This is a genomic window from Pseudomonas sp. BP6 (assembly GCF_017875935.1).
In the GTDB taxonomy this organism is placed as follows: domain Bacteria; phylum Pseudomonadota; class Gammaproteobacteria; order Pseudomonadales; family Pseudomonadaceae; genus Aquipseudomonas; species Aquipseudomonas putida_Y.
This window is the reverse complement of sequence record NZ_JAGINI010000001.1, coordinates 5535606-5560215: the sequence shown is the minus strand read 5'-3', so window position 1 is coordinate 5560215 and position 24610 is coordinate 5535606. Positions and strand designations below refer to the sequence as shown.

The 24610-nt window shown below is 62.4% G+C and carries 21 protein-coding genes and 1 pseudogene; 9 read left to right on the top strand and 13 right to left on the bottom strand.

The genetic code is table 11. The annotated features are described in order from the left end of the window. The first annotated feature begins 13 nt into the window (after positions 1–13). Genes J3A98_RS25240 through J3A98_RS25230 form a run of 3 tightly spaced genes read left to right on the top strand, consistent with a single transcriptional unit; the run spans position 14 to position 4804 of the window. A complete protein-coding gene (locus J3A98_RS25240) occupies positions 14–973 on the top strand; it encodes an HlyD family efflux transporter periplasmic adaptor subunit (protein WP_176682828.1) in 960 nt (319 codons plus the stop codon). Further along, entirely contained in the window at positions 970–3690 is a 2721-nt protein-coding gene (rbbA, locus tag J3A98_RS25235) for a ribosome-associated ATPase/putative transporter RbbA (RefSeq protein WP_176682829.1), read from the top strand. Before J3A98_RS25240 ends, rbbA begins: the two co-directional genes overlap by 4 nt. Before the next feature lies 1 nt (position 3691). Further along, positions 3692–4804, top strand: a complete 1113-nt coding sequence (locus tag J3A98_RS25230) for an ABC transporter permease (RefSeq protein ID WP_101196396.1) — start codon at positions 3692–3694, stop codon at positions 4802–4804. A 180-nt stretch (positions 4805–4984) separates the two neighbouring features. Here J3A98_RS25230 and J3A98_RS25225 read toward each other — a convergent pair whose 3' ends face one another. Beyond that, positions 4985–5419 carry a type II toxin-antitoxin system PemK/MazF family toxin gene (locus J3A98_RS25225; RefSeq protein WP_060489058.1) on the bottom strand — a complete coding sequence of 145 codons (435 nt, stop codon included), beginning with the start codon at positions 5417–5419 and terminating at the stop codon, positions 4985–4987. Between the two features lie 163 nt (positions 5420–5582). Then, positions 5583–5987: a flagellar basal body-associated protein FliL gene (locus tag J3A98_RS25220; RefSeq protein ID WP_003253671.1), complete on the bottom strand. Its 405-nt coding sequence runs from the start codon at positions 5985–5987 to the stop codon at positions 5583–5585. Positions 5988–6144: 157 nt separating this feature from the next. Between J3A98_RS25220 and J3A98_RS25215 the strand changes: the two genes are divergently transcribed. Beyond that, positions 6145–7122, top strand: a complete 978-nt coding sequence (locus J3A98_RS25215) for an NADPH:quinone oxidoreductase family protein (RefSeq protein ID WP_209969235.1) — start codon at positions 6145–6147, stop codon at positions 7120–7122. Positions 7123–7263: 141 nt separating this feature from the next. On the opposite strand, the gene J3A98_RS25210 is transcribed toward J3A98_RS25215, so the two are convergent. The 5 genes from J3A98_RS25210 to trxA form a co-directional block, all read right to left on the bottom strand. Further along, on the bottom strand, positions 7264–7914 hold the full coding sequence (locus J3A98_RS25210; protein WP_176682832.1) for a gamma-glutamylcyclotransferase: 651 nt from the start codon (positions 7912–7914) through the stop codon (positions 7264–7266). 246 nt (positions 7915–8160) lie between these two features. Further along, positions 8161–9129 (bottom strand): CDP-6-deoxy-delta-3,4-glucoseen reductase, encoded by a 969-nt coding sequence (locus J3A98_RS25205; RefSeq protein ID WP_010955736.1) that lies wholly within the window; start codon positions 9127–9129, stop codon positions 8161–8163. Next, complete coding sequence (ubiD, locus tag J3A98_RS25200; protein ID WP_020192776.1) at positions 9129–10595, bottom strand: 4-hydroxy-3-polyprenylbenzoate decarboxylase; 1467 nt, start codon at positions 10593–10595, stop codon at positions 9129–9131. The genes J3A98_RS25205 and ubiD overlap by 1 nt, the downstream gene beginning before the upstream one ends. A 203-nt stretch (positions 10596–10798) precedes the next feature. Continuing rightward, positions 10799–12058, bottom strand: a complete 1260-nt coding sequence (rho, locus tag J3A98_RS25195) for a transcription termination factor Rho (protein ID WP_003253661.1) — start codon at positions 12056–12058, stop codon at positions 10799–10801. Positions 12059–12285: 227 nt separating this feature from the next. Next, positions 12286–12615 carry a thioredoxin TrxA gene (gene trxA, locus J3A98_RS25190; protein WP_003253660.1) on the bottom strand — a complete coding sequence of 110 codons (330 nt, stop codon included), beginning with the start codon at positions 12613–12615 and terminating at the stop codon, positions 12286–12288. A 253-nt stretch (positions 12616–12868) separates the two neighbouring features. Here trxA and ppx point away from each other — a divergent pair, with 253 nt between their 5' ends. Further along, positions 12869–14371, top strand: coding sequence for an exopolyphosphatase (ppx, locus tag J3A98_RS25185; RefSeq protein WP_209969232.1), 1503 nt, complete (start codon positions 12869–12871; stop codon positions 14369–14371). Here ppx and ppk1 read toward each other — a convergent pair. After that, complete coding sequence (gene ppk1 / locus J3A98_RS25180; RefSeq protein ID WP_209969229.1) at positions 14358–16607, bottom strand: polyphosphate kinase 1; 2250 nt, start codon at positions 16605–16607, stop codon at positions 14358–14360. The genes ppx and ppk1 overlap by 14 nt on opposite strands. 211 nt (positions 16608–16818) lie before the next feature. Between ppk1 and J3A98_RS25175 the strand changes: the two genes are divergently transcribed. Next, on the top strand, positions 16819–17463 hold the full coding sequence (locus tag J3A98_RS25175; RefSeq protein WP_209969226.1) for a DedA family protein: 645 nt from the start codon (positions 16819–16821) through the stop codon (positions 17461–17463). A gap of 501 nt (positions 17464–17964) precedes the next feature. Here the strand turns inward: J3A98_RS25175 and J3A98_RS27050 are convergent. Then, a pseudogene (locus tag J3A98_RS27050) lies at positions 17965–18591 on the bottom strand (sterol desaturase family protein); the annotation flags it as partial. A 112-nt stretch (positions 18592–18703) separates the two neighbouring features. Here J3A98_RS27050 and elbB point away from each other — a divergent pair. Beyond that, positions 18704–19363: an isoprenoid biosynthesis glyoxalase ElbB gene (gene elbB, locus J3A98_RS25165; protein ID WP_017148021.1), complete on the top strand. Its 660-nt coding sequence runs from the start codon at positions 18704–18706 to the stop codon at positions 19361–19363. A 137-nt stretch (positions 19364–19500) separates the two neighbouring features. Here the strand turns inward: elbB and J3A98_RS25160 are convergent, their stop codons facing one another. Beyond that, the gene (locus tag J3A98_RS25160; protein WP_003253654.1) at positions 19501–19953 is read right to left on the bottom strand and encodes a YaiI/YqxD family protein; all 453 of its coding nucleotides are present in this window, start codon (positions 19951–19953) and stop codon (positions 19501–19503) included. Positions 19954–20119: 166 nt separating this feature from the next. Here J3A98_RS25160 and J3A98_RS25155 point away from each other — a divergent pair, with 166 nt between their 5' ends. Beyond that, a complete protein-coding gene (locus J3A98_RS25155; RefSeq protein ID WP_209969223.1) occupies positions 20120–22975 on the top strand; it encodes a class I adenylate cyclase in 2856 nt (951 codons plus the stop codon). A 63-nt stretch (positions 22976–23038) separates the two neighbouring features. Here the strand turns inward: J3A98_RS25155 and rnk are convergent, their stop codons facing one another. From rnk to cyaY, 3 genes are all read right to left on the bottom strand, one after another. Further along, positions 23039–23449, bottom strand: coding sequence for a nucleoside diphosphate kinase regulator (gene rnk, locus J3A98_RS25150; RefSeq protein ID WP_003253652.1), 411 nt, complete (start codon positions 23447–23449; stop codon positions 23039–23041). Positions 23450–23595: 146 nt separating this feature from the next. After that, the gene (locus J3A98_RS25145) at positions 23596–23820 is read right to left on the bottom strand and encodes a DUF1289 domain-containing protein (protein WP_176682838.1); all 225 of its coding nucleotides are present in this window, start codon (positions 23818–23820) and stop codon (positions 23596–23598) included. Position 23821: 1 nt separating this feature from the next. Further along, entirely contained in the window at positions 23822–24154 is a 333-nt protein-coding gene (gene cyaY, locus J3A98_RS25140) for an iron donor protein CyaY (RefSeq protein ID WP_004575827.1), read from the bottom strand. Positions 24155–24392: 238 nt separating this feature from the next. Here cyaY and J3A98_RS25135 point away from each other — a divergent pair, with 238 nt between their 5' ends. Then, entirely contained in the window at positions 24393–24605 is a 213-nt protein-coding gene (locus tag J3A98_RS25135; protein WP_176682839.1) for a lipoprotein, read from the top strand. Positions 24606–24610 lie beyond the last annotated feature (5 nt).

Below are 24610 nucleotides of genomic sequence, written 5' to 3'. Positions count from 1 at the left end.
AGGATGCAGAACGATGAACCGATACGCCCCTAGAATCTTCGCCACTGCACTGATCGCACTGCTCGTTGCAGCCGGCGGGCTGGGGTACTGGAAGTCGCTCCACGACCAGTTGCCCGAAGGCCTGAGCATGGGCAACGGCCGCCTTGAAGCCACCGAAGTGCAGATCGCCAGCAAGGTCCCCGGTCGCCTGGCCGAGGTACTGGTCGATGAAGGCGATAACGTTACCCAAGGCCAGCTACTGGCACGCATCGACACCCGCACCATGGAAGCCCAGCGCAGCCAGGCCGAAGCCGAAGTGCTGCGCGCCCGGGAAAACTACGCCGCCGCCCAGGCCAGCGTGCAACTGCGCCAGAGCGAACTGCTGCTGGCCAGCCAGGAGCTCAAGCGCGTGCGCGAAATTTTCCAGCGCAAGTACGCCAGCCAGCAGTTGCTCGACCAACAGCAGGCGCGCTTTGACACAGCCAGCGCAGCAGTGGTCGCTGCCCGCGCCCAACTGGCAGCGATCAAGGCTGCAATCGGCGCCGCCGAAGCTCAAGTGGCACAGCTCACCAGCGAAATCGACGACAGCAGCCTGCGAGCGCCCATCAACGGCATCATCCAGCTGCGCCTGGCCGAACCCGGTGAAGTGCTGGGTGCCGGCGGCCGCGTCCTGATGCTGATCGACCCCAGCGACCAATACATGAACCTGTACCTGCCGGCGTCCACCAGCGGCCGGCTGACCGTAGGCGATCAGGCGCGCATCGTGCTCGACGCCCTGCCCGAGCGCGCGCTGCCGGCCAAGGTGGCCTTTGTCGCAGCCAAGGCCCAGTTCACCCCCAAACAGGTCGAAACCCGCGACGAACGGCAAAAGCTGGTGTTCCGGGTCAAACTGCGCCTGAGCGACCCGGGCGCCGTGCCGCAAGCCAAACCAGGCATGCCAGGCGCCGGCTATGTCCGCACGGCTGAAGTGGACTGGCCGGCCAACTTGCAATGAACGCCCCGGCACTGCTGGCCGAAGGCATCAGCCACCGTTACGGCGACCTGGTAGCCCTGCACCCGCTAGGCTTCAGCCTGCCTGTGGGCACCCGCTGCGCGCTGATCGGCCCCGACGGGGCAGGCAAATCAACCCTGTTGGGGCTGATCGCCGGCGTAAAACGCCTGCAACAGGGGGAGCTGCAGGTGCTGGGCGGCTCGATCCGCCAACGCCGCCATCGCACGGCGCTATACCCCAAAGTAGCGTTCATGCCGCAGGGGCTGGGCAACAACCTGTACCCGGAACTGTCGATCAGCGAGAACATCCGCTTTTTCGCCACCCTGTTCGGGCTGGGCCGCCGCGAGTGTGAGCAGCGCATGGCCAATCTGTTGCAGGCCACCGACCTGCAGCGCTTTGCCCAGCGCCCGGCCGGCAAGCTGTCGGGTGGCATGAAGCAGAAGCTGGGTCTTTGCTGCGCGCTGATCCACGAGCCAGACCTGCTTATCCTGGACGAGCCGACCACCGGCGTCGACCCACTGTCGCGGCGGCGCTTCTGGGAGCTGGTTGAGCAGGTTCGCGTACAACGCCCGCAACTGACCCTGCTGGTGGCTACCGCCTACATGGAAGAAGCCGAACAGTTCGAGCATTGCCTGATGCTCGATGGCGGCCGGCTGCTGGCCGCCGGCCCTAGCCACGAACTGGCTGCGGTAACCCCCAGCGGAAAGCTGGATGACGCCTTTACCCACTACCAGGGCGCTGGCAAGACGCAGCATCAACCACTGGCAATCCCGCCGCGCCAAGCCACGGACGGCCCGGTCGCCATCGAGGCACACGACCTGACCCTGCGCTTTGGCGACTTCACAGCGGTGAACAAGGTCAGTTTCGCCATTGGCCGTGGGGAGATCTTCGGCTTCCTGGGTTCCAACGGTTGCGGCAAGACCACCACCATGAAAGTGCTCACTGGCCTGATGCCGGCCAGCGAAGGCAGCGCCAGCCTGCTGGGTCGCCCGGTGGACGCCAGCGACCTGGCCACACGCAAGCGGGTCGGTTTCATGTCGCAGAGTTTCTCTCTGTATGGCGAGCTCAGCACCCGGCAGAACCTGGCCCTGCATGCCCGCTTGTTCGACTTGCCCAAAGCCGAGAGCGCCCAGCGCATCGATGAGCTGATCGAGCGCTTCGAGCTCGCCACTATCGCCGACCAACCGTCTGGCGCCCTGCCCCTTGGTTTGCGCCAGCGTCTGTCGCTGGCAGTGGCGGTTCTGCATCGCCCGGAAGTGTTGATCCTCGACGAACCGACCTCCGGCGTCGACCCGGCCGCCCGCGACGACTTCTGGCGCCTGCTGGTAGAACTGTCCCGCGAGCAAGGCGTGACCATTTTCCTCTCCACCCACTTCATGAACGAAGCCCAGCGCTGCGATCGTATTTCGCTGATGCACGCCGGGCGAGTGCTGGCCTGCGACACACCCGATGCCCTGCAGCATCAGTACCAGGGTGCCACGCTGGAGGACGCGTTCGTCCGCTGCCTGGAGCAGGCCCAGGAGCTGGCGCCAGCCGCCACCGACAGCAGCGTGCTGGAACAGGCGTCCACCCCCACCCTGCCGCTACGCCAGGGATTCAGCCTGCGCCGCCTGCTGGCAGTGGCCGGCCGTGAGGGCAAGGAGCTGCTGCGCGACAAGGTGCGCCTGGCCTTCGCCTTACTGGGTGCAATGTTCATGATGGTGATCTTCGGCTACGGCATTTCACTGGATGTGGAAAACCTCGCCTTCGCCGTGCACGATCAGGACCAGAGCCCGCAAAGCCGCGCCTACCTCGAAGCCTTCCGTGGTTCACGCTACTTCGCCGAACAGGCACCCATCCGCGATAGCAGCGAGCTGCACCAGCGCCTGCAACGCTCGGAAATCAAACTGGCACTGGAGATTCCGCCCGGTTTTGGCCGCGACCTGTACGCAGGGCGCCAGCCGGTGGTGGCTGCCTGGCTCGACGGTGGCATGCCGTTCCGCGCAGAAACCAGCCGCAACTACGTGGAAGCCGTGCACCAGGCCAACCTGGAGCAACTGGCACAGGCCAGCCCGCAACCGCAGCCACGCCAGGACCCGGTGCGCCTGGAAACGCGTTTCCGCTACAACCAGGATGTGGTCAGCGTGAACGCCATCGGTCCGGGCGTGATGGCACTGATACTGGCCTTCATACCGGCCATGCTCACTGCACTGGGCATCGTGCGCGAGAAGGAACTCGGCTCCATCACCAACTTCTACGCCACACCCCTCACCCGCCTGGAATTTCTGCTTGGCAAGCAGATGCCCTACCTGGCTGTGAGCCTGGTCAACCTGGCGCTGCTCGTCGCGATGAACTGCTGGCTGTTCGCCGTACCGCTCAAGGGCAGCGTACTGGCCCTGGCGTGTGGCGGCGTGGCCTACCTGCTGGCAACCACCAGCCTGGGCCTGCTGATTTCGGCATTCACCCGCACCCAGATCGCCGCCATTCTCGGCACCATGATCATTACCAGCCTGCCGACCATCCAGTTTTCCGGGCTGATCGTGCCACGCTCGTCGCTGGACGGCGCAGCAGCGGTGATGGGCCAGTTGTTCCCGGCGGGCTACTTCCTCGACATCGCAGTCGGCACCTTCACCAAGGCGTTAGGCCTGCGCGAGTTGTGGCCGCAGTGCCTGATCCTGCTGAGCTTCTTTGCCGCATTCACCGGCCTGAGCCTGGCAATGCTGAAAAAGCAGGAGGCCTGACATGTCGCGCCTGAACCACACCTTGCGCCTGGGCCTGAAAGAACTGACCAGCCTGCGCCATGACAGCGTACTGCTGCTGTTCCTGCTATATGCCTTCAGCGTGGCGATCTACATGCCGGCAGCCGGCTCGGTGATCGGCGTACACAACGCCAGCGTGGCGGTGGTGGATGAAGACCATAGCCTGCTCTCGCGCAAGCTCAGCGAAGCCCTGCAACCCCCCGAGTTCCAGCCAGCCGTGCCGCTGCCCCCGCAGCGCCTGGACCAGGCCATGGACAGCGGCCAGTACACCTTCGTCATCAACGTACCGGTGAACTTCCAGAGCGACCTGCTGGCCGGGCGCTCGCCGGAGCTGCAGATCAACGTCGACGCCACGGCCATGAGCCAGGCATTCATGGGCGCCGGCTACATCGGCCGCATCTTCGAGCGTGAGCTGCTCGACTACAGCCAGCGTGGCAACGTGCAAAGCCCGGTGCTGATCAACCCCAAAGCGCTGTTCAACCCCAACCTGGAGGGGGGCTGGTTTCTGGCAGTGATCCAGATCGTCAACAACATCACCATCCTGGCGATCATCCTCACCGGCACCGCGCTGCTGCGCGAGCGTGAGCACGGCACCCTCGACCACCTGCTGGTGCTGCCGTTGACCGCGCTGGAGATCATGCTGGCCAAAATCGGCAGCAACGCGCTGGTGGTGGTGATCTGCACCTGGATTTCATTGGTGGTAGTCGTCAAAGGTGCACTGGGCGTGCCGCTTTCTGGCTCGATGGGGCTGTTCCTGGCTGTGACCGCGCTGTACCTGTTCGCCAGTACTGCGCTGGGCATTTTCCTCGCCACCCTGGCGCGCTCGACGCCGCAGTTCGGCCTGCTGGCGATCCCGGTGATCATCCCGATGCTTTTGCTGTCCGGCGGCAGCACACCACTGGACAGCATGCCGCAGTGGCTGCAGTGGGTGATGCAGGGGTCACCCTCAACGCACTTTGTCAGCCTGAGTGCCGCAATCCTGTTCCGGGATGCCGGGTGGGCGGTGGTATGGCCGGATATCCTGGCGCTGACGCTGATCGGCCTGGTGTTCTTCAGCGTGGCCCTCGCGCGGTTCCGCCGTACCCTGGCGTCTTGAAGGCATGCGCGAGCGTCCGCCGAAAGTTGGAAAACTGGCACAAAGACAAAGGGCGCCTTTCGGCGCCCTACTCACAGACAGGTCGACTTGTCATCGCCATATACCTGCCCGGCTCTGTAATTGCTGGTTGAACCAGGATCCTCAGAGTCTTACAAGCCCCTTGCGGGAACAGGCTGATTATCACGCATCGAGCGTAACATTGACAACAGACCGCTCTGTTGCTGGATGTGTGAAACCCAGCGTAAAGCCAACTGCAGCCCTCACGGCGGCGAAATGCTCTGGCCGCATTGTAAAGGTCATGTATTCCCGACCACTTCCTTGCCGCGATTTGACCCGACATCTGTCCAATCTGGAGGTAGCCACCGTGTAGATCATGTCGCACTTGGCCCAGCATGTCAGGGCCGAACCAGGCAGATAACTCGGCAGCACAACGTGATGCCCTGCCATGTGATCCGGTGCAGTGGTACTCAAAGGGACTATCGTCACTAACTGGCGATTTTGACTGTGCTTGCGAAGAACGACCACGGGACGCACCTTGATCATTTCAGGCACTTGAAAGCCTGAAAAGTCGCACATCAGTACAGTCGCCTCTTTCGGCTGGTACTTCAAAGCCATTGCCAACACTCTCGAGCAACTGAAGACAGGGCACAATCTAGCTTGGCCATGGCCCCAAAAACTGAAAACTGGCGGGCTTACAGGAAAGACAGAAGGGTCCTACACACGGGGTAAGCCTGAATTCAATCCGACTTACCAGTGATGGACCTCACACTGTTTCAGGTCACTGCACAATCAGGTTGTTGAACAGCAGGTCCTCAACGATCGGCTTACCCTCTTCCGCCTCCAGCACCTGCTGCACCTGTTTCAGCGCCTCTTGGCGAAGATGCTCCTTGGCCTCGACGTTGCTCATGCTGTCCACCGTCTGCTGGGTGAACAGTGCCACCAGCTGGTTACGGATCAGCGGTTCGTGGTGTTTCACCGTCTTGGCCGCTTCGTCACCCGTCACGCGCAGGGCCACGTCAGCCTTGTACACGCGCAGCCGCGGGCTGCCGTCGAGCGCATAGTTGCCAACAAAGGGCGGGCTCAGGCTGATGTAGGCGACCTTGGGCACCCCTTCCTTGGCTTCTTCGGCCATGGCCGCAGCCGGCAGCAGCAGCGCCAGCACCATCAAGATCCACGCTTTCACGAATTCGCTCCTCAATACAATTGGCGCCAGCTTACCCAGCACACCGCTCAAACCCAAGCCCGGGCTTATGCCGGCCCATCAGGGCGGGCCATGCTCGTTGACCTGCCAAGCGGCCCTCCTACACTTATCGGCCACTACCCGCAAAGGAATAGCCCCGATGAAAGCTGTGTTGTGCAAAACCCTGGGTCCAGCGCGCAACCTGGTGCTGGAAGAGGTGGCCAGCCCACTGCCGAAGAAAAACGAGATCCTGCTGGACGTGCAGGCTGCCGGGGTCAACTTCCCCGACACCTTGATCATCGAAGGTAAGTACCAGTTCCAGCCACCGCTGCCGTTCTCTCCAGGTGGCGAGGCAGCGGGCGTGGTGGCCGCCATCGGTGAAAAGGCCGGCGCGTTCCAGGTAGGCGACCGGGTCATGGCGCTCACCGGCTGGGGGGCGTTCGCCGAGCAAGTGGCGGTGCCGTTCTATAACGTTCTGCCGATCCCGGCGAGCATGGACTTCACCACCGCTGCGGCCTTCGGCATGACCTACGGCACCTCGATGCACGCCCTTCGCCAGCGTGGCCAGTTGCAAGCAGGCGAGACTCTGCTGGTACTGGGCGCTTCCGGTGGGGTCGGCCTGGCGGCGGTGGAGATCGGCAAGGCCATGGGCGCGCGAGTGATCGCGGCGGCCAGCAGTGCCGAGAAACTGGCCGTGGCCAAGGCTGCCGGGGCGGATGAACTGATCGATTACAGCCAGGCCAACCTGCGCGAAGAAATCAAACGCCTGACCGGCGGCCAGGGCGTGGACGTGATCTACGACCCGGTCGGAGGCGAGCTGTTCGAACAAGCGGTGCGCGGGTTGGCCTGGAATGGCAGGCTGCTGGTGGTGGGTTTTGCCAGCGGCAGCATTCCACAGCTGGCGGCCAACCTGGTGCTGCTCAAGGGCGCGGCGGTACTGGGCGTGTTCTGGGGGGCATTTGCCCAGCGCCAGCCGGAGGACAATGCCGCCAACTTCCGCCAGCTGTTTGCCTGGCATGCCGAGGGCAAGTTGAAGCCGCTGGTGTCGCAGACTTATCCACTGGCAGAGGCTGGGGCCGCGATTGAGAAACTGGGGCAACGGCAGGCTGTGGGTAAGTTGGTGGTGGTGGCCAGGTAAGGCAGGACCCGCGAATACGGTGGTGACGGCAACGGTGAACGGCGGGTGGAATTGGCCGGCAGGCCCGGCCCTTTCGCGGGTAAACCCGCTCCTACAGGCGACCGCGCAGGGTTTACCCGCGAAGAGGCCGGAACAGGTTGTTCACACTTCGCGCAGATTATGGCAACGCCTGAATCGCGCCTCCAGATTGCGATCGGGCATCTGGTGACTGCGCAGTGCATTCAAGGTCTGCTCGACATAGTCGCGCGTGGTGCCATAACGCCCCTTGGCACTGGCCAGGATCTGGCTGAGCAAGGTATCCGGCAAGTTGCCGGCATAGCACGGCAAATGCCGCTCCAGCACAAAGCCCAAGGCCTGCACCTTGCTACCATCGCCCAGGCGGCAGTGGAGCCAGTGCGGCCGGTAGGCCGGATACGGCATCTCGCGTTGCCACAGAGCCATCAGTGAGTCGTCCAGATTGCGCTCATCCAGCCGGTAGGCAAAACCGCTGCAGGAACCACCGCGGTCCAGGCCAAACACCAGGCCGGGGGTTTCCGGGGTGCCGCGATGTTCATGCGACCACAGGTACAAGCCACGGTGATAACCATGTACCCGCGCGCGCTGGCGCTCCACCGAATTGCACTCCGGACGCCAGATCAACGAGCCATAGGCAAACAGCCACACCGGGCCACCCTGATGCCTGGACATGGTTGTCTTCATGGAGCTGAACAACTGTTCGCGAGTATGTTGCTGACCGAAATCGAGAGCTGGAGGGTATGAAACTTCCCAAGACATACGTTCAAGAGCCGACATAAGCTGCCGCCATTATTCCTTTGAACTACGGAGGTAGCGAGATTCGATTACGCTGCGCCGCCAGGCCGCTGTACCAAGGGCGCTTGCAGTAACCATAGGCCAGAATTGCAGGAATACTCAAGCCCTTGAACACGCGTTTCGTGCACGGCTCCGACGACTGGAAAGTACTGTTTCAGCAACGATGAAAGTTATTGGCCAAGGCGGTAATAATTACCGCCTTATACCCATACTTTCAAACTTCGGTTATTAACCGCGCGGCGCGTAGGCGAACACATCGGCACGCATGCGGTGCGCATCCATACCGGCTTCGACCAAAGCGTCGAGTGTGGCGTAGATCATGTTCGGTGAGCCGCTGGCATACACATGCACGCTATTGAGGTCGGCAATGTCTTCGCAGACCGCTTCATGCAGCATGCCGCAACGGCCTTCCCAACCGCACAGGTCGCTGACCACTTGATGCAGGAACAGGTTGGGCAGGCGCTGCCATTCGTCCCAGTGCTCGATCTGGTAGAAGTCCTCAGGCCGGCGCACACCCCAGTACAGGTGCACCGGGTGCTTGAAGCCCTGGGCCCGGCAGTGCTCGACCAGGCTGTGCATCTGGCCCATGCCGGTGCCGGCGGCAATCAGCACCAGAGGCCCGTCGGGCAGTTCGGCCAGATGGGTATCGCCAAACGGCATTTCGATGCGTGCCAGGCCATCTCGCCTGAGCTGGTCGATCAGTTGCACCGCACTAGGCTCACGCGCCAGCACGTGCAATTCCAGTTCACGCCCGGCATGCGGCGCGGATGCCAGCGAGAAGGCCGCCTGCTTGCCGCCCTCACGTTCGATCATCAGGTATTGCCCTGCGTGGTAGCGCAGTGGCTTGCCGGCAGGCGCACGCAGGCGCACCCGCCAGACGTCGCCACCGACGTCGACGCACTCACTGACGCTGCACGCCAGCTTGCGCACTGGCAGCTCGCCCAAGGCAAGCACACCGTCCCAGAGCAACACGCAGTCCTCCAGCGGTTCGGCAATGCAGGTGAACAACTCGCCATGGTCGCGGACTTCGCCATCCTGGCGAACCCGGCCTTCAACCAACAATGCGGCGCAAACATGGCAATTGCCATTGCGGCAGCTGTTTGGGCAGTCATAGCCCAGCCGCCGTGCTCCATCCAGGATCCTTTCCCCGGGTTCAAGCGCCAGCACCGCCCCGGACGGCTGCAACGTTACCTGCATCAATCTATTCCCAACTGATCCCACAGCTCATCGATACGGCGGGTGACGGCCTCATCCTTGACGATGACCCGGCCCCATTCGCGTGTAGTCTCGCCCGGCCACTTGTGAGTAGCGTCCAGGCCCATCTTCGAACCCAGCCCCGATACCGGTGACGCAAAGTCCAGGTAGTCGATCGGGGTGTTGTCAATCATTACCGTATCACGCTTGGGGTCCATGCGCGTGGTAATGGCCCAGATCACATCGTTCCAGTCACGAGCGTTGATATCGTCATCGGTGACAATAACGAACTTGGTGTACATGAACTGTCGCAGGAACGACCACACACCCAGCATTACGCGCTTGGCGTGGCCTGGGTACTGTTTCTTCATGGTCACCACCGCCATGCGGTACGAGCAGCCTTCCGGCGGCAGGTAGAAGTCGGTGATTTCCGGGAACTGCTTCTGCAGGATCGGCACGAAGACTTCGTTCAGCGCCACGCCGAGAATGGCCGGCTCATCGGGCGGCCGACCGGTGTAGGTGCTGTGGTAGATCGGTTTTTGCCGGTGAGTGATGCGCTCGACGGTGAACACCGGGAAGCTGTCCACTTCGTTGTAGTAGCCCGTGTGATCGCCGTATGGGCCTTCCGGGGCCATTTCGCCCGGGTGGATTACCCCCTCCAGGATGATCTCGGCGGTTGCCGGTACCTGCAGGTTGCTGCCACGGCACTTGACCAGCTCGGTGCGGTTGCCTCGCAGCAGGCCGGCGAAGGCGTACTCGGAAAGAGTGTCCGGCACCGGGGTCACGGCGCCGAGAATGGTCGCCGGGTCAGCGCCCAGCGCCACGGCGACCGGAAACGGCTGGCCGGGGTTCTTCTCGCACCACTCTCGGTAGTCGAGGGCGCCGCCACGGTGGCTGAGCCAGCGCATGATCACCTTGTTGCGGCCGATCACCTGCTGGCGGTAGATGCCCAGGTTCTGGCGGTCCTTGTTCGGGCCACGGGTAACGGTGAGGCCCCAGGTAATCAGCGGCGCCACGTCGCCAGGCCAGCAGTGCTGAATCGGCAGTGCGCCGAGGTCGACATCGTCACCCTCGACCACCACTTCCTGACACACCGCGTCCTTGACCACTTTGGGCGCCATCGACACGACCTTCTTGAAGATCGGCAGCTTCGACCAGGCGTCCTTCAGGCCCTTGGGCGGCTCGGGCTCCTTGAGGAAGGCCAGCAGCTTGCCGATTTCCCGCAGTTCGCTGACCGACTCGGCGCCCATGCCCATGGCCACCCGCTCCGGGGTACCAAACAGGTTGCCCAGCACGGGGATGTCGAAGCCGGTGGGCTTTTCGAACAGCAATGCCGGGCCCTTGGCGCGCAGGGTGCGGTCGCAGACCTCGGTCATTTCCAGGACGGGGGAGATCGGTACCTGGATGCGCTTGAGCTCACCGCGCTGTTCCAGGCCACGGATGAAGTCGCGCAAGTCGCGATACTGCATGCAGGAGCCTCGTGTTGGCCGTATCGGTCGGGGTGCAGAGTGTAGCGCCGTTCGAGGCCTGTTTGGGGGCAAAAATGCACTGGGGCCACCTTGCGCCCCTTCGCAGGCACGCCCGCCCCCACAAGGATTGTACTTAACCTGTGGGAGCGGGCGTGCCCGCGAAGGGCCGCAAGGCGGCCCCAATTACTGCCTGATCGGGAAGCTTACTTGCGCTTCATCGACAGGAAGAACTCATCGTTGGTCTTGGTCTGCTTGAGCTTGTCGACCAGGAACTCGATGGCAGCGATTTCGTCCATCGGGTGCAGCAGCTTGCGCAGAATCCACATACGCTGCAGTTCGTCGTCAGCGGTCAGCAACTCTTCGCGGCGGGTGCCGGAGCGGTTGATGTTGATGGCCGGGAACACACGCTTCTCGGCGATGCGGCGGTCCAGCGGCAGCTCCATGTTGCCGGTGCCCTTGAACTCTTCGTAGATCACTTCGTCCATCTTCGAGCCGGTTTCAACCAGCGCAGTGGCGATAATGGTCAGCGAACCGCCTTCCTCGATGTTACGCGCAGCACCGAAGAAGCGCTTGGGCTTCTCGAGGGCGTGGGCGTCGACACCACCGGTCAGCACCTTGCCGGAGCTCGGGATCACGGTGTTGTAGGCACGTGCCAGTCGAGTGATCGAGTCCAGCAGGATAACCACATCCTTCTTGTGCTCGACCAGGCGCTTGGCCTTCTCGATCACCATCTCGGCAACCTGCACGTGGCGGGTTGGCGGCTCGTCGAAGGTGGAGGCAACCACTTCGCCACGCACGGTGCGCTGCATTTCGGTCACTTCTTCCGGGCGCTCGTCGATCAGCAGGACGATCAGGTGGCACTCGGGGTTGTTGCGGGTGATGTTGGCCGCAATGTTCTGCAGCATGATCGTCTTACCGGCTTTCGGCGGGGCAACGATCAGGCCGCGCTGGCCTTTGCCGATCGGGGCGCACAGGTCGATGACGCGACCGGTCAAGTCCTCGGTGGAGCCGTTACCGGCTTCCATCTTCAGGCGCTTGTTCGGGAACAGCGGCGTCAGGTTTTCGAACAGGATCTTGTTCTTCGCGTTTTCCGGGCGGTCGAAGTTGATGGTATCGACCTTCAGCAGGGCGAAGTAACGCTCCCCTTCCTTCGGTGGGCGGATCTTGCCGACGATGGTGTCGCCGGTTCGCAGGTTGAAACGGCGGATCTGGCTGGGCGAGACATAGATATCGTCTGGGCCGGCCAGGTAGGACGCATCAGCCGAACGCAGGAAACCGAAACCATCCTGGAGAATCTCCAGCACGCCGTCACCCGAGATCTCTTCGCCGCTTTTCGCATGCTTCTTCAGCAGGGCGAAAATCACGTCCTGTTTGCGCGAACGGGCCATGTTTTCGATGCCCATCTGTTCGGCCATTTCCAAAAGATCGGTAATCGGCTTTTGCTTGAGTTCAGTCAGGTTCATAAGGGGAATGACGTAATCATGTAAGAAGGGAGAATTAAGCTTCTGGCTTAATGAGGCCGCGCCGCTGGATGGCGACAGGATCGCGTACTGATTCGAATTAGGGATGCTTCGGCGACGGCATGTAGAGGGCACTGGAAAAGCAGTGCGAGGCCGAATGTAACACTTGCTTTTTTCTGCGTCTAGTGCTCTGAAAAAGAAAAGCCCCGCATTTGCGGGGCCTATTCACATCACAGGTGGGCGTCGAGGAATGCGGCCAACTGCGATTTGGACAGTGCACCAACCTTGGTGGCCTCGACGTTGCCGTTCTTGAACAGCATCAGCGTCGGGATACCACGCACACCGTGCTTGGCCGGGGTTTCCTGGTTCTCGTCGATATTCAGCTTGGCGACGGTCAGTTTGCCCTCGTAGGTGGAAGCGATGTCGTCCAGAACCGGAGCGATCATCTTGCATGGACCGCACCATTCAGCCCAGTAGTCGACCAGTACCGCGCCTTCGGCCTTCAGGACATCGGCTTCGAAGGAGGCGTCGGTGACATGTTTGATCAGATCGCTGCTCATGGATATCTCCAGGGTCGTAAGCAAAAAACGTGGCCCATGATAGCCGCACCCACGCCGGACAGGAAGCCACGGACGATTGAGTGTAACTATAGTTGCGCAAGACGCCGCGAATCGAAACTGTCATATGGCCGTCATAGAATCGAATGGCACATTGCCTTGCATCAAGGCCAGTACAACGGCGGAGTGCCACGCGTTGGCGATAGCCTGCTATCGTGGCACGATTGCCAGGTTAACGACCGAGAACAACCAGATCATGCCGCATACCATCGCGAAGAACCTGTCCCTGATCGCCGCCATCGACCTTGGCTCCAACAGTTTTCACATGGTCGTGGCCAAGGCCCACCATACCGAAATCCGCATCCTTGAGCGGCTCGGCGAGAAGGTTCAGCTGGCCGCCGGCATCAACGAAGAGCGCATGCTCAGTGAAGAGGCAATGGAAAGAGGCCTGGATTGCCTCAAGCGCTTTTCCCAGCTGATCAACGGCATGCCGGCAGGCTCCGTGCGTATCGTCGGTACCAATGCATTGCGCGAAGCGCGCAACCGTAACGAATTCATCCAACGCGCCGAAGCCATCCTCGGCCACCCGGTGGAGGTCATCTCCGGCCGTGAAGAGGCGCGCCTGATCTACCTGGGCGTGTCACACACCCTGGCCGACACCCCCGGCAAGCGCCTGGTGGCCGACATCGGCGGCGGCAGTACCGAATTCATCATTGGCCAGCGCTTCGAGCCGCTGCTGCGCGAAAGCCTGCAGATGGGTTGCGTAAGCTTTACCCAGCGCTATTTCCGCGACGGCAAGATCACCCCGGCCCGCTATGCCCAGGCCTACACTGCCGCGCGCCTGGAACTGATGAGCATCGAAAATGCCCTGCACCGCCTGACCTGGGATGAGGCCATCGGCTCATCCGGCACCATTCGCGCCATCGGCGCCGCTATCAAGGCCGGCGGCCTGGGCAATGGCGAGGTCAACGCCGAAGGCCTGGCCTGGGTCAAACGCAAACTGTTCAAGCTGGGCGAGGTCGACAAGATCGACTTCGACGGCGTCAAGCCAGACCGCCGCACCATCTTCCCGGCTGGCCTGGCGATTCTCGAAGCGATCTTCGATGCCCTTGAACTGCACCGCATGGACCACTGCGACGGCGCCCTGCGCGAAGGCGTGCTGTTCGATCTGCTCGGCCGCCACCACCACGAAGACGTGCGCGAACGCACCCTGAACTCGCTGATGGAGCGCTATCACGTGGACCAGGGCCAGGCTGCGCGCGTTGAGCGCAAGGCGTTGCACGCATTCGACCAGGTGGCCGATGCTTGGAATCTGAAAGAAGGAAACTGGCGCGATCTACTGGGCTGGGCCGCGAAAGTGCACGAAATCGGGCTGGACATTGCCCATTATCACTACCACAAGCACGGCGCTTATCTGATCGAGCACTCGGACCTGTCGGGCTTTTCTCGGGAAGATCAGCAGATGATGGCCCTGCTGGTGCGCGGGCACCGCCGCAACATCCCCAAGGACCGTTATGCCGAACTGGGTGAGGAAGGGGTCAAGCTGCTGCGCCTGTGCGTGCTGCTGCGCTTTGCCATCCTGTTCCACCACATCCGCGGCACCCAGCAAATGCCAAAAGTAGAACTGCACGGCGGGGACAACAGCCTGGATGTCGCCTTCCCTGAGGGTTGGCTGGAACAGAACCAGCTGACCCAGGCCGACTTCGCCAACGAGGCGGAGTGGCTGGCCCGGGTCGGTTTCGTCCTCAGCGTACGTTGAGGACCGGGTTGCTCAGGCGCTCCAGCAGGGTCGCCTGAACGCTGCGCGGGTTCTGGTTGCCGGTCGGGGTGCTGCGCACGTAGCGCCCGTCTGGCTGCAAGGTCCAGGCGTGGGTATTGTCGGTCAGGTAGCCTTCCAGCTCCTTCTTCACACGCAGCAACAACTTCTTGCCTTCCACCGGGAAGCAAGTCTCGACACGCTTGTCGAGGTTGCGCTCCATCCAGTCGGCGCTGGACAGGTAGATCTGCTCTTCGCCGCCATTGAGGAAGTAGAACACCCGCGTGTGCTCGAGGAAGCGACCAATGATCGAACGCACCTGGATGTTGTGCGAAACCCCCGGAATGCCAGGGCGCAGGCAGCACATGCCACGCACCACCAAGTCGATTTTCACGCCCGACTGGCTGGCCTTGTACAGCGCCTTGATGACTTTGGCGTCGGTCAGCGAGTTGAACTTGGCGATGATGTGCGCCGGCTTGCCTTCGAGGGCAAACTGGGTTTCCCGCGCGATCATGTCGAGCATGCCCTTTTTCAGGGTGAACGGCGCATGCAGCAGCTTCTTCATGCGCAGGGTCTTGCCCATGCCGATCAACTGGCTGAACAGCTTGCCGACGTCCTCGGTGAGCGCATCGTCAGAGGTCAGCAGGCTGTAGTCGGTGTACAGGCGGGCGTTGCCGGCGTGGTAGTTACCGGTACCCAAGTGCGCATAACGCACGATCTCACCCTGCTCGCGGCGCAGAATCAGCATCATCTTGGCGTGGGTCTTGAACCCGACCACGCCGTAGATCACTACCGCACCGGCCGCTTGCAGGCGGCTGGCCATCTGCAGGTTGGACTCTTCGTCAAAGCGCGCACGCAACTCGATCACCGCAGTGACCTCTTTGCCGTTACGCGCCGCGTCCACCAGGGCGTCGACGATTTCTGAGTTAGCCCCCGAGCGGTACAGGGTCTGGCGCACGGCGAGCACGTGCGGGTCCTTGGCGGCCTGGCGCAGCAGGTCGACCACTGGCGTAAAGGACTCGAACGGGTGCATCAGCAGGATGTCCTGCTTGCTGATCACACTGAATATGTTATCGGCGTTCGCCAGCAGCTTGGGGATCGCCGGGGTGAACGGTGTGTATTGCAGCTCCGGATGGCTGTCCAGGCCGGTGATGCTGAACAGGCGGGTGAGGTTGACCGGGCCATTGACCTGGTACAGCTCGCTTTCGCTCAGGCTGAACTGCTTCAACAGGTAGTCCGACAGGTGTTTCGGGCAGGTGTCGGCCACTTCCAGGCGCACGGCGTCACCGTAGCGGCGCGAGAACAGCTCACCGCGCAGCGCGCGAGCCAGGTCGTCGACCTCTTCAGAGTCCAGCGCCAGGTCGGCGTTACGCGTCAGACGGAACTGGTAGCAGCCCTTCACCTTCATGCCCTGGAACAGGTCGTCGGCGTGCGCGTGGATCATCGACGACAGGAACACGTAGTTTGCGCCCGGGCCGCCCACCTCTTCCGGCACGCGAATAACCCGCGGCAGCAGGCGTGGCGCCGGAATGATCGCCAGACCCGAGTCGCGACCGAAGGCATCCACCCCCTCGAGCTCGACTATGAAGTTGAGGCTCTTGTTCACCAGCAGCGGGAACGGGTGAGTCGGGTCAAGGCCAATCGGGGTAATGATCGGGGCAATTTCGTCGCGGAAATAGCGGCGTACCCAGGTCTTGAGCTTGGGTGTCCAGTAACGGCGGCGGATAAAGCGGATCTGGTGCTTTTCCAGCTCAGGCAACAGCACGTCGTTGAGGATCGCGTACTGGCGCTCTACCTCGATGTGCACCAGTTCGCTGATGCGCGCCAGCGCCTGGTGGGGCTGCAGGCCATCGGCTCCGGCCTGTTCACGGGCGAAGTTGATCTGCTTCTTCAGGCCGGCGACGCGAATCTCAAAGAACTCGTCGAGGTTACTGGAGAAGATCAACAGGAACTTGAGGCGTTCCAGCAGCGGGTAGCTCTCGTCCAGTGCCTGCTCCAGCACCCGGATATTGAACTGCAGTTGCGAGAGTTCGCGATGAATGTACAGGCTGCTGTCGTCCAGGCCAGGGACGGCGATTGCCGGGGCCGGGGCCGGCGCAGGCACCGGAGCCACAGGCTCGGCCACCTGTTCCGCTTCAGGCTCGGCCGCCGGAGGCAGGTCTGGCGGGGTTTGCACCATCTCTTCTGGGAGCTCCTGAGCATCCTTGATCGCGACAGGGCTTAGCACTTCATTATTCATCTGGCGTTCCTGAGGACGTTAACGCCCTATCATCTATTGAGCGGCAAGATAAGCGCCCATTATGACGCCCGTGTGACACACATGGGCAAGCCGTGGCAAGGCCTCTGGCATTGTCTGCGCTGGAATTGTTCACGTCGAGACACATTTGGACACTTTCACGAACGCGCGCGAAGGGGTAGGCTGCGCGTTCATTTCGCCAGCACCTCAGAAAATGCTTCAACAATTCCTGCAGGATTTCGGCTACTTCGCCCTTTTTCTAGGCACCTTCTTTGAAGGCGAGACCATTCTGGTGCTTGCGGGTTTCCTTGCGTTCCGCGGTTACATGGATATCAATCTGGTGTGCCTGGTGGCCTTCTTCGGCAGCTACGCGGGCGACCAGTTGTGGTACTTCATGGGCCGACGCCACGGGCGCAGGATCCTGGCGCGCAAGCCGCGCTGGCAGGCAATGGGTGACCGCGCGCTGAACCACATCCGCCGCCATCCTGATATCTGGGTGCTGAGCTTCCGCTTTGTCTATGGTTTGCGCACGGTCATGCCGGTGGCCATAGGCCTGTCGGGTTACCCGCCACGCCGCTACCTGCTGCTGAACGGGATTGGCGCGGGCATCTGGGCAGTGGCCCTGGGCGTCGCGGCCTACCACTTCGGCGCCATCCTCGAAGGCTTGCTGGGCAACGTCAAGCGTTACGAGCTATGGGTGCTTGGTGGCCTGGTGGCGCTGGGCGGTCTGCTGTGGCTGCGCCGGCGCTTCCGCGCGTTGCGCGCGGAGCGCAGGGCGGCGAGCCAGGCCCAGCCCCCAGAGGCTGAGCAGGCTGTAGGCCACGAGCAGAAACCAGGCCAGCGGCACGACCACCGCTAAGCCCAAGGCGCCGGCCAGGTACAAGGCCGGCGCATTCAGAAACAGCCGCGCCAGCTCAAGGCGTGCAGACCAGGGCCGATTCTCCAGCAACGCGCCCAGCACGAACAAGCCAAACGCCATCAGTGACCAGCCGAGCACCAGCGCGGCAACCGGCACGCGCTCGGCCACGTCCATCAAGTAGCTGCCCAAGGCCACGTAGACCACGAACTGCGCGGCCACATAGGCTTGCTGCGCGCGCCCCAGGGCAATCTCGAACTTGCGAAATAACGCCAGGTCCTGCTTGGCCTGTGGGTAACGTGCAGCCACATCGGCCGGGCGCCAGCCGGTAGGCATGAACCAGATACGCAGCTTGTCCCACAGGCTGGTGGTGCGCTGGGCGTCATGCCAGAGCTGGGCATAGAACTGCAGGTTGGCCCATAGCGGGTTCCAACTGGCCAGCGGCGTGGTCACCCCGAACACCACCGGCTCAGCCGTGTCCTCCTCCTTGAACGTGCCGAACAGACGGTCCCAGAAAATGAACACACCGCCGTAATTGCGATCCAAGTAAGCAGGGTTTTGCGCATGGTGGACGCGATGATTGGATGGCGTGATCAACACCCACTCAAGCCAGCCAAGTTTGGGGATATGCCGGGTATGCACCCAAAACTGATACAGCAGGTTGAGCGAGGCCACGGTGATGAACACCAGTGGCGGCACGCCCAGCAGCGCCAACGGCAGGTAGAACAGCCACGAGAAAATGAACCCGCTACTGGTCTGGCGCAGCGCCGTGGTGAGGTTGTACTCCTCGCTCTGGTGATGCACAGAGTGCGCAGCCCACAGCACGTTGCGCTCATGCCCCAGGCGGTGCAGCCAGTAGTAACAGAAGTCGTACAGGACAAAGGCCAGCAACCAGACCCACCATGCCTCTGCCGGCAATCGCAGCAGCGCCAGGTGCTCGAAGGCCAGGGCATAGGTGACCAGCCCTACGCCTTTGGTCAGCAGCCCGGTACTGGTCGACAGTACGCCGGTACTCAGGCTGTTGATCGAATCGGCCAAGGTGAAATTGCGCTGGCCACGCACACGATCGGCGACCAGTTCGACGGCTATCAGCACAAAAAAGAACGGCACGGCCAGCAGTATCAGGTCCATGGGCGCGACCTCAGACGTTATCCACCAAGATTAGGCCGCACCCGCAGGAATCCCTATGGCGACATCTGCCAAACTAGAGGACATTTAGCGCCTCGACACTGGAGTAATGAGCATGACAAAAAAAGTAGCGGTGATTCTTTCCGGCTGTGGCGTGTATGACGGCGCCGAAATCCACGAAAGCGTGATCACCCTGCTGCGCCTCGACCAGCGCGGTGCGCAGGTGCAGTGCTTCGCGCCGAACATCGCACAGATGCATGTAATCAACCATCTGACTGGCGAAGAAATGCCCGAATCGCGCAATGTGCTGGTGGAGTCGGCGCGCATCGCCCGCGGCGAGGTCAAGGATATCCGTGAGGCCAAGGCCGAAGACTTCGATGCGCTGATCGTACCGGGCGGTTTCGGGGCAGCAAAAAATCTGTCCAACTTTGCCGTGGAAGGCGCCAACTGCAGCGTGAACCCAGACGTGCTGGCCTTGGCCGAAGCCTTTGCCGACGCCTGCAAACCCGTTGGCCTGATCTGCATCTCGCCGGCGCTGGCGGCGAAGATCTATGGGCCGGGCGTGGTCTGCACCATCGGCAGCGATGCCGGCACTGCGGCGGCTGTCGAGAAGATGGGCGGCACCCATGAAGAATGCGATGTACACGACATTGTCGAAGACACCCAGCGCAAGCTCGTGACTACCCCGGCGTACATGGAGGCCAAGTCGATCAGCGAGGCGGCGGGCGGAATCTACAAGCTGGTGGACCGAGTGCTGGAGCTGACGCACGAGTAAGCGACTGCGTTGGCTTCTTCGCGGGCATGCCCGCTCCCACAGGTCCTGTAGGAGCGGGTTTACCCGCGAACACCGGCAGAGCCAGTGCCATCCACCGCGCTACGCTGGGCTGTCGCCTACAGGAACCATGTCAGCGCTCAGCTTTTCGAGAGCCGGGCAATGATCCGGTCCAATGCATTGGCAAACGCCTGCTTCTCGCGCTCCCCATAAGCCGCCTGTCCGCCCCCCACCTGGCCCTGCTCACGCAGCTCGGTGAACAGGTTGCGCGCCGCCAGGCGGTCGCCCATGTTGCGCTCGTCGAACTCACGCCCACGCGGGTCCAGTGCGGCTACACCCTTTTTCACCAGGCGGTCAGCCAGCGGCACGTCACTGCAGATCACCAGCTCGCCAGGCACGGCGTGCTCCACAATGTAATCATCGGCCGCATCCATGCCGCTGGGCACCACGATCAGGCGCACGATCGCGAACGCCGGCTTGGCCACAGCCTGCCCCGCCACCATCACCACCTCGAACTTGCGCTTGAGGGCGAACTTGACGATCAGATCCTTGGCCGCCTTGGGGCAGGCATCGGCATCGATCCATACACGCATTGGACACTCTCTACATGAACTCAATGCGCCCATCATGCCTGAAGTGCAGCGAAAGCTGGAGCAGGCCAGCGCTGGAAAAATGGCGCCAAAATTTCATTTACCGCTTATCCGACCCCGCCACTCAGGCTAAACTCGCCACAGCTTCAATGGCCTGCCCGAGCGCGCAATGAACCACCCTCACGAAATCCGCCCTGACCTGGACGAAGGCATCGACCGCAAGGTCCTGGCGACATTGCGTGCGCGCTTCCTGCATCTCAACCAGGGCCGACTGCAGCGAGCAAAGGAGGGCCTGTCAACGCGCCAGCAACAGGTACTGTCGTTGCTGCCGCTGCTGTTTCACGTGAACCACCCGTTATTGCCGGGTTACGTCTCCGGCAGCACACCCGCGGGCGTATCGGCTTACGAGCCAAGCGCCGAGCTGGTGGCAGATGCCCAACGCCTGGCCCGCTCGTTCACCTACAAGGCCCAGCATGGCAACCCGCCACGCCCAATCCACGGCCTGTTCCTGATGGGCAGCCTGGGCTCGCTGGCGCAGGCTGAGCACAGCGATATGGACCTGTGGGTGTGCCATGCACCCGGCTTGCCCGAACAGCTGCTGGGTGAGCTGCGCCGCAAGTGCCAGCTGCTGGAGGTCTGGGCGGCAAGCCTGGGAGCCGAAGCACACTTTTTCCTGATCGATACACAGGGCTTCGCCCAAGGTCAGCGCGATGGCCAGCTCGGCTCCGACGACTGCGGCACCACCCAGCACTACCTGCTGCTGGATGAGTTCTACCGCACCACCCTGTGGCTGGCCGGGCGCACGCCGCTGTGGTGGCTGGTACCTGTGTACGAGGAACACAACTACTACAGCTACACCCAGACCTTGCTGTCCAAACGCTTCATCCGCAGCCAGGACGCCCTAGACCTTGGCAACCTGGCGCACATTCCGCCCGGTGAGTTCGTCGGCGCGGGCCTGTGGCAATTGTTCAAAGGCATCGACTCGCCCTACAAATCGCTGCTCAAACTGCTGCTGACCGAAGCCTACGCCAGCGAACACCCTGCGGTGCGCTGCCTGAGCCTGGACTACAAGCAGGCAGTGTTTGCCAACCAGCTCGACCTCGACGAGCTGGACCCCTACGTGATGGTCTACCGGCGCATCGAACGTTACCTGCTGCAACGCGGCGAACCCGCGCGCCTGGAGCTGGTAAGGCGCAGCCTGTACCTGAAGGTGAACAAGAAGCTCAGCGACCAAGGCCGCAGCCAAGGCTGGCAACGCCGGCTGCTGCAGCGCCTGGCCGACGAGTGGGGCTGGGACCAGCGCCAGCTGGCCCTGCTGGACAGCCGCAGCCAATGGAAAGTGCAGCAGGTTGCCGTCGAGCGCCGCGAACTGGTGGCCGAGCTTAACCTCAGTTATCGCTTCCTCAGCCAGTTCGCCCGTACCCAGAACGCCAGCAGCCGCGCTGACCAGCGCGACCTCAACGTGTTGGGCCGGCGCCTGTACGCAGCCTTCGAGCGCCGCGCCGGCAAAGTCGAAGTAATCAACCCCGGCATCGCCCCTGACCTCGCCGAAGGCACCCTGACGCTGGTTCAGGCACCCAACCGCAAGGAGCCGGGCAGCTACCACTGGGAGCTGTACAGCGGCAACCTGAACACCCACGAGGTGCAGCACTTCAGCCCGATCAAGCGCTGCCGTGAGCTACTCGAACTGCTGACCTGGGCCCATCGCAACGGGGTCATCGACAACAGCACCCGCCTGGCGCTGCATCCAGGGGTCAGCGACCTCGGGGAATTCGAGCTGTTCAACCTGCTGGGCTGTCTGCGGCAAAGTATCACCCTGCCCTTGCCCACCGTCAGCGAAGTGCGCCTGTTGCAGCCCAGCGTTGCCGATGAGGTGTTGTTGCTGGTCAACGTCGGCGTCGACCCGCTGCGCCACCACCGCGACCTGAACGTTTTGATGACCACAGAGCGCACTGATTCGTTGAGCTACGCTGGCGTACGCGAAAACCTGGTGCTGACCCTGGACCAGGTCACCGTTAACAGCTGGAACGAGGTGCTGGTCCAGCGCTATGACGGCGAACACGCGCTGGTGCGCTGCCTGCGCGACTTCCTCAACAGCCCGGCGCAGCGCGGCCACCGGCCACGGGTGCGAGTACGCTGCTTCTGCCAAAGCCGTGCCCAGCCTATCGGCCAGCGCGTAGAGGAAATTTTCGACACCGCGCAGCTGCTGCGGGATCAAGGGCTACACCACCGCTACCTGTTGCAGGTGGCCCAGCACACCCATGTGCTGGAGCTGCTGCCCGAGCATGTCAGCCTGACGACCCTGGCCGAGCATGAGGCGCTACTGGCCTACCTGGGCGAAGAGCGCAGCGCCTACAGCCCGCTGTACCTGGATGCCAATGCGCTGCAGGACCACGACCTGCGCCTGGTGCTGGAGCAAGGCCGACCAGCCTGCATTCAGGTGTTCTACCGCCTGCAGGGCGGCTGGGCCGACGTGTATGTGCTGGATGAATACAACGCATTGTGGCAACAACGCCTGCCGCTGCATGACGAAGCGCATCTGTTGTTGCCACTGCAGCGCTTTCTGCGCTCGGTGGTAATGCGCCGCGATGCACGCCTGCCCCTCGATAGCCTGCGGCCGGCCTCGCTGGATATCCACTTCGCGCAGCTGTTGCCCACCGGCCCAGGCAAGGCACGCAGCATCGAGCCGCGCCTGGCCCCGGCCGAGGGCAGCGACCAGCCTTACTATGAGGTACAGGCGATTATCCAGGCCGGTGTAGCGGGTGTGGCGCATGTGACGCTGTACTGCGACCAGCAGGAGTTTTCCGAGCTGGAACATGGTGAGCAGCTGTATGCGGTGGCGGCCCGGCAGATCATCGGTCAGCGCCGTGGTGCAGCGCAGTACCGGTGCTATATCACCGACCTGGATTTGTCCGAGCTGCTGGATGACCGCCTGGGGGCAACGCAGGTATACCTGAGCTACAAGCGGGTGCTGGAGCAGGCTTTGAATGAGGGGCTGGAGCAGGTTTTGGCGGAAGGCGCCTGAACTCGCAGCACAAGATGGAACAGCCTTGTGCTGCAAATGGCCCGCGAAGCGGCCTACTGGCCCTTACAGGTCGTAATCGCCCGCCGCCTCCGGCTGGTATTCCACTTCCAGCAGCTTCAGCTTGAGGGTCTTGCCCCCCGGGGCCGGCCAATCGATCTGTTCGCCCACCGACAGCCCCAGCAAGGCGCAGCCAATCGGCGCCAGAATCGAAACCTTGCCTTCCGGCCCGGCATCCTTGGGGTACACCAGCGTCAGGTGGTAGTCCTTGCCGCTGGCTTCCTCACGGCAGTGCACCCGCGAGTTCATGGTCACCACGCCCGCCGGCACTTCCTCGTGACCGACCACCTGCTCGGCGCGGTCCAGCTCGTCCTGCAGGGCGAGCACACCCGGCGTACTCTCGTCGAGGCTGTCGATCAGACGCTCCAGACGTTGTACGTCCAATCGGGTGAGGATGAGGGAAGGCTTGGTGCTCATGATCCAGTCAGACTCCTTTGAACAGGCAGTTTTCAACGTGCAAATAAAGCAAAACCCCGCCCAAGGGCGGGGTTTGAGAAGGCTTTGGCGTCACCGACGCAGAACCCGACACTACCACAGCCGGGCAAATACTCAAGCCCCTGCGCTCAGTGTGCCTTAGCCTGCTCACGCAAGACCTGGGCCTCGCGGCAGATCTGCCGGCGCCGTTCGTCATCGGCAGAGCGCCATTCGCGAATGTGCTCGACATGCCGATGGCAACCGGTACACACCCGCTGTTCGTCCAGCCGGCATACGCTGATGCACGGTGACGGCACTGCAGGGCTGACGTTGCTGTAAAGCGGCTTGGGCGGCCGAACCTGGGCGCTACTCATGTCAGATCTCGTCGAAGTCCAGCTTCTCGCCGGCCCGCTCCCAGACGATACGCTCGAGCATTTCACCCAGCAACTCTTCGCTCTTTTCGCACACCCACTTGCCGCTGTCTTCGTCGTAATCGAAGTGGAAACCACCGGAGCGGTCGGCAAGCCACAGCTGGCGCAGTGGCTCCTGACGGCTGAAGATCAGCTGGGCGCCGCCCTCGAACTTGACGGTCAGGACACCGGCGGAGTTCTCCATGTCCAAGTCCAGGCCGCTCTCGTCGAACAGGTCTTCCAGGGCCTGTTGGGTCGCGTCGACCAGGTCATGGAAACGCGCTTCACTCAAACTCATTGCAGGAACCTCGAAATTGGCTGCGTTACAGGCAAGCCGGGCAAGATACGGGCGCTTGCCGCCGAATGCAAAGGTTTAGCCGTTGCCTTCACCGGCCTCTTCGCGGGCAAGCCGGCTTGTACAGGGGCTACGCAGAGGCTAAGCATAGCCCGCCCGACGGACCGGTCCTTGCATAGGCAAGCCGCCGGTCGCTCGGTATACTCGGGCGCAATACTGCATTTTTCTAAGGATTTCACCCATGAAGCGCCTGATTTCCTCCTTCGCGGCGCTGGTCGCTGTTGCCTGCCTCGTTTCGGCCTGTGGCCAGAAAGGCCCGCTGTATCTGCCTGAAGATGGCGATAACGGCAAAGCGCACAAGTCGCACCAGCACCAGCCAAAAGCCGAGCCGGCCCCGGAACAAGAACAGCAGCCCGAGCTGCAATCCGAGCCCGAGCAATCGCCAGCGCAGTAAGGAAA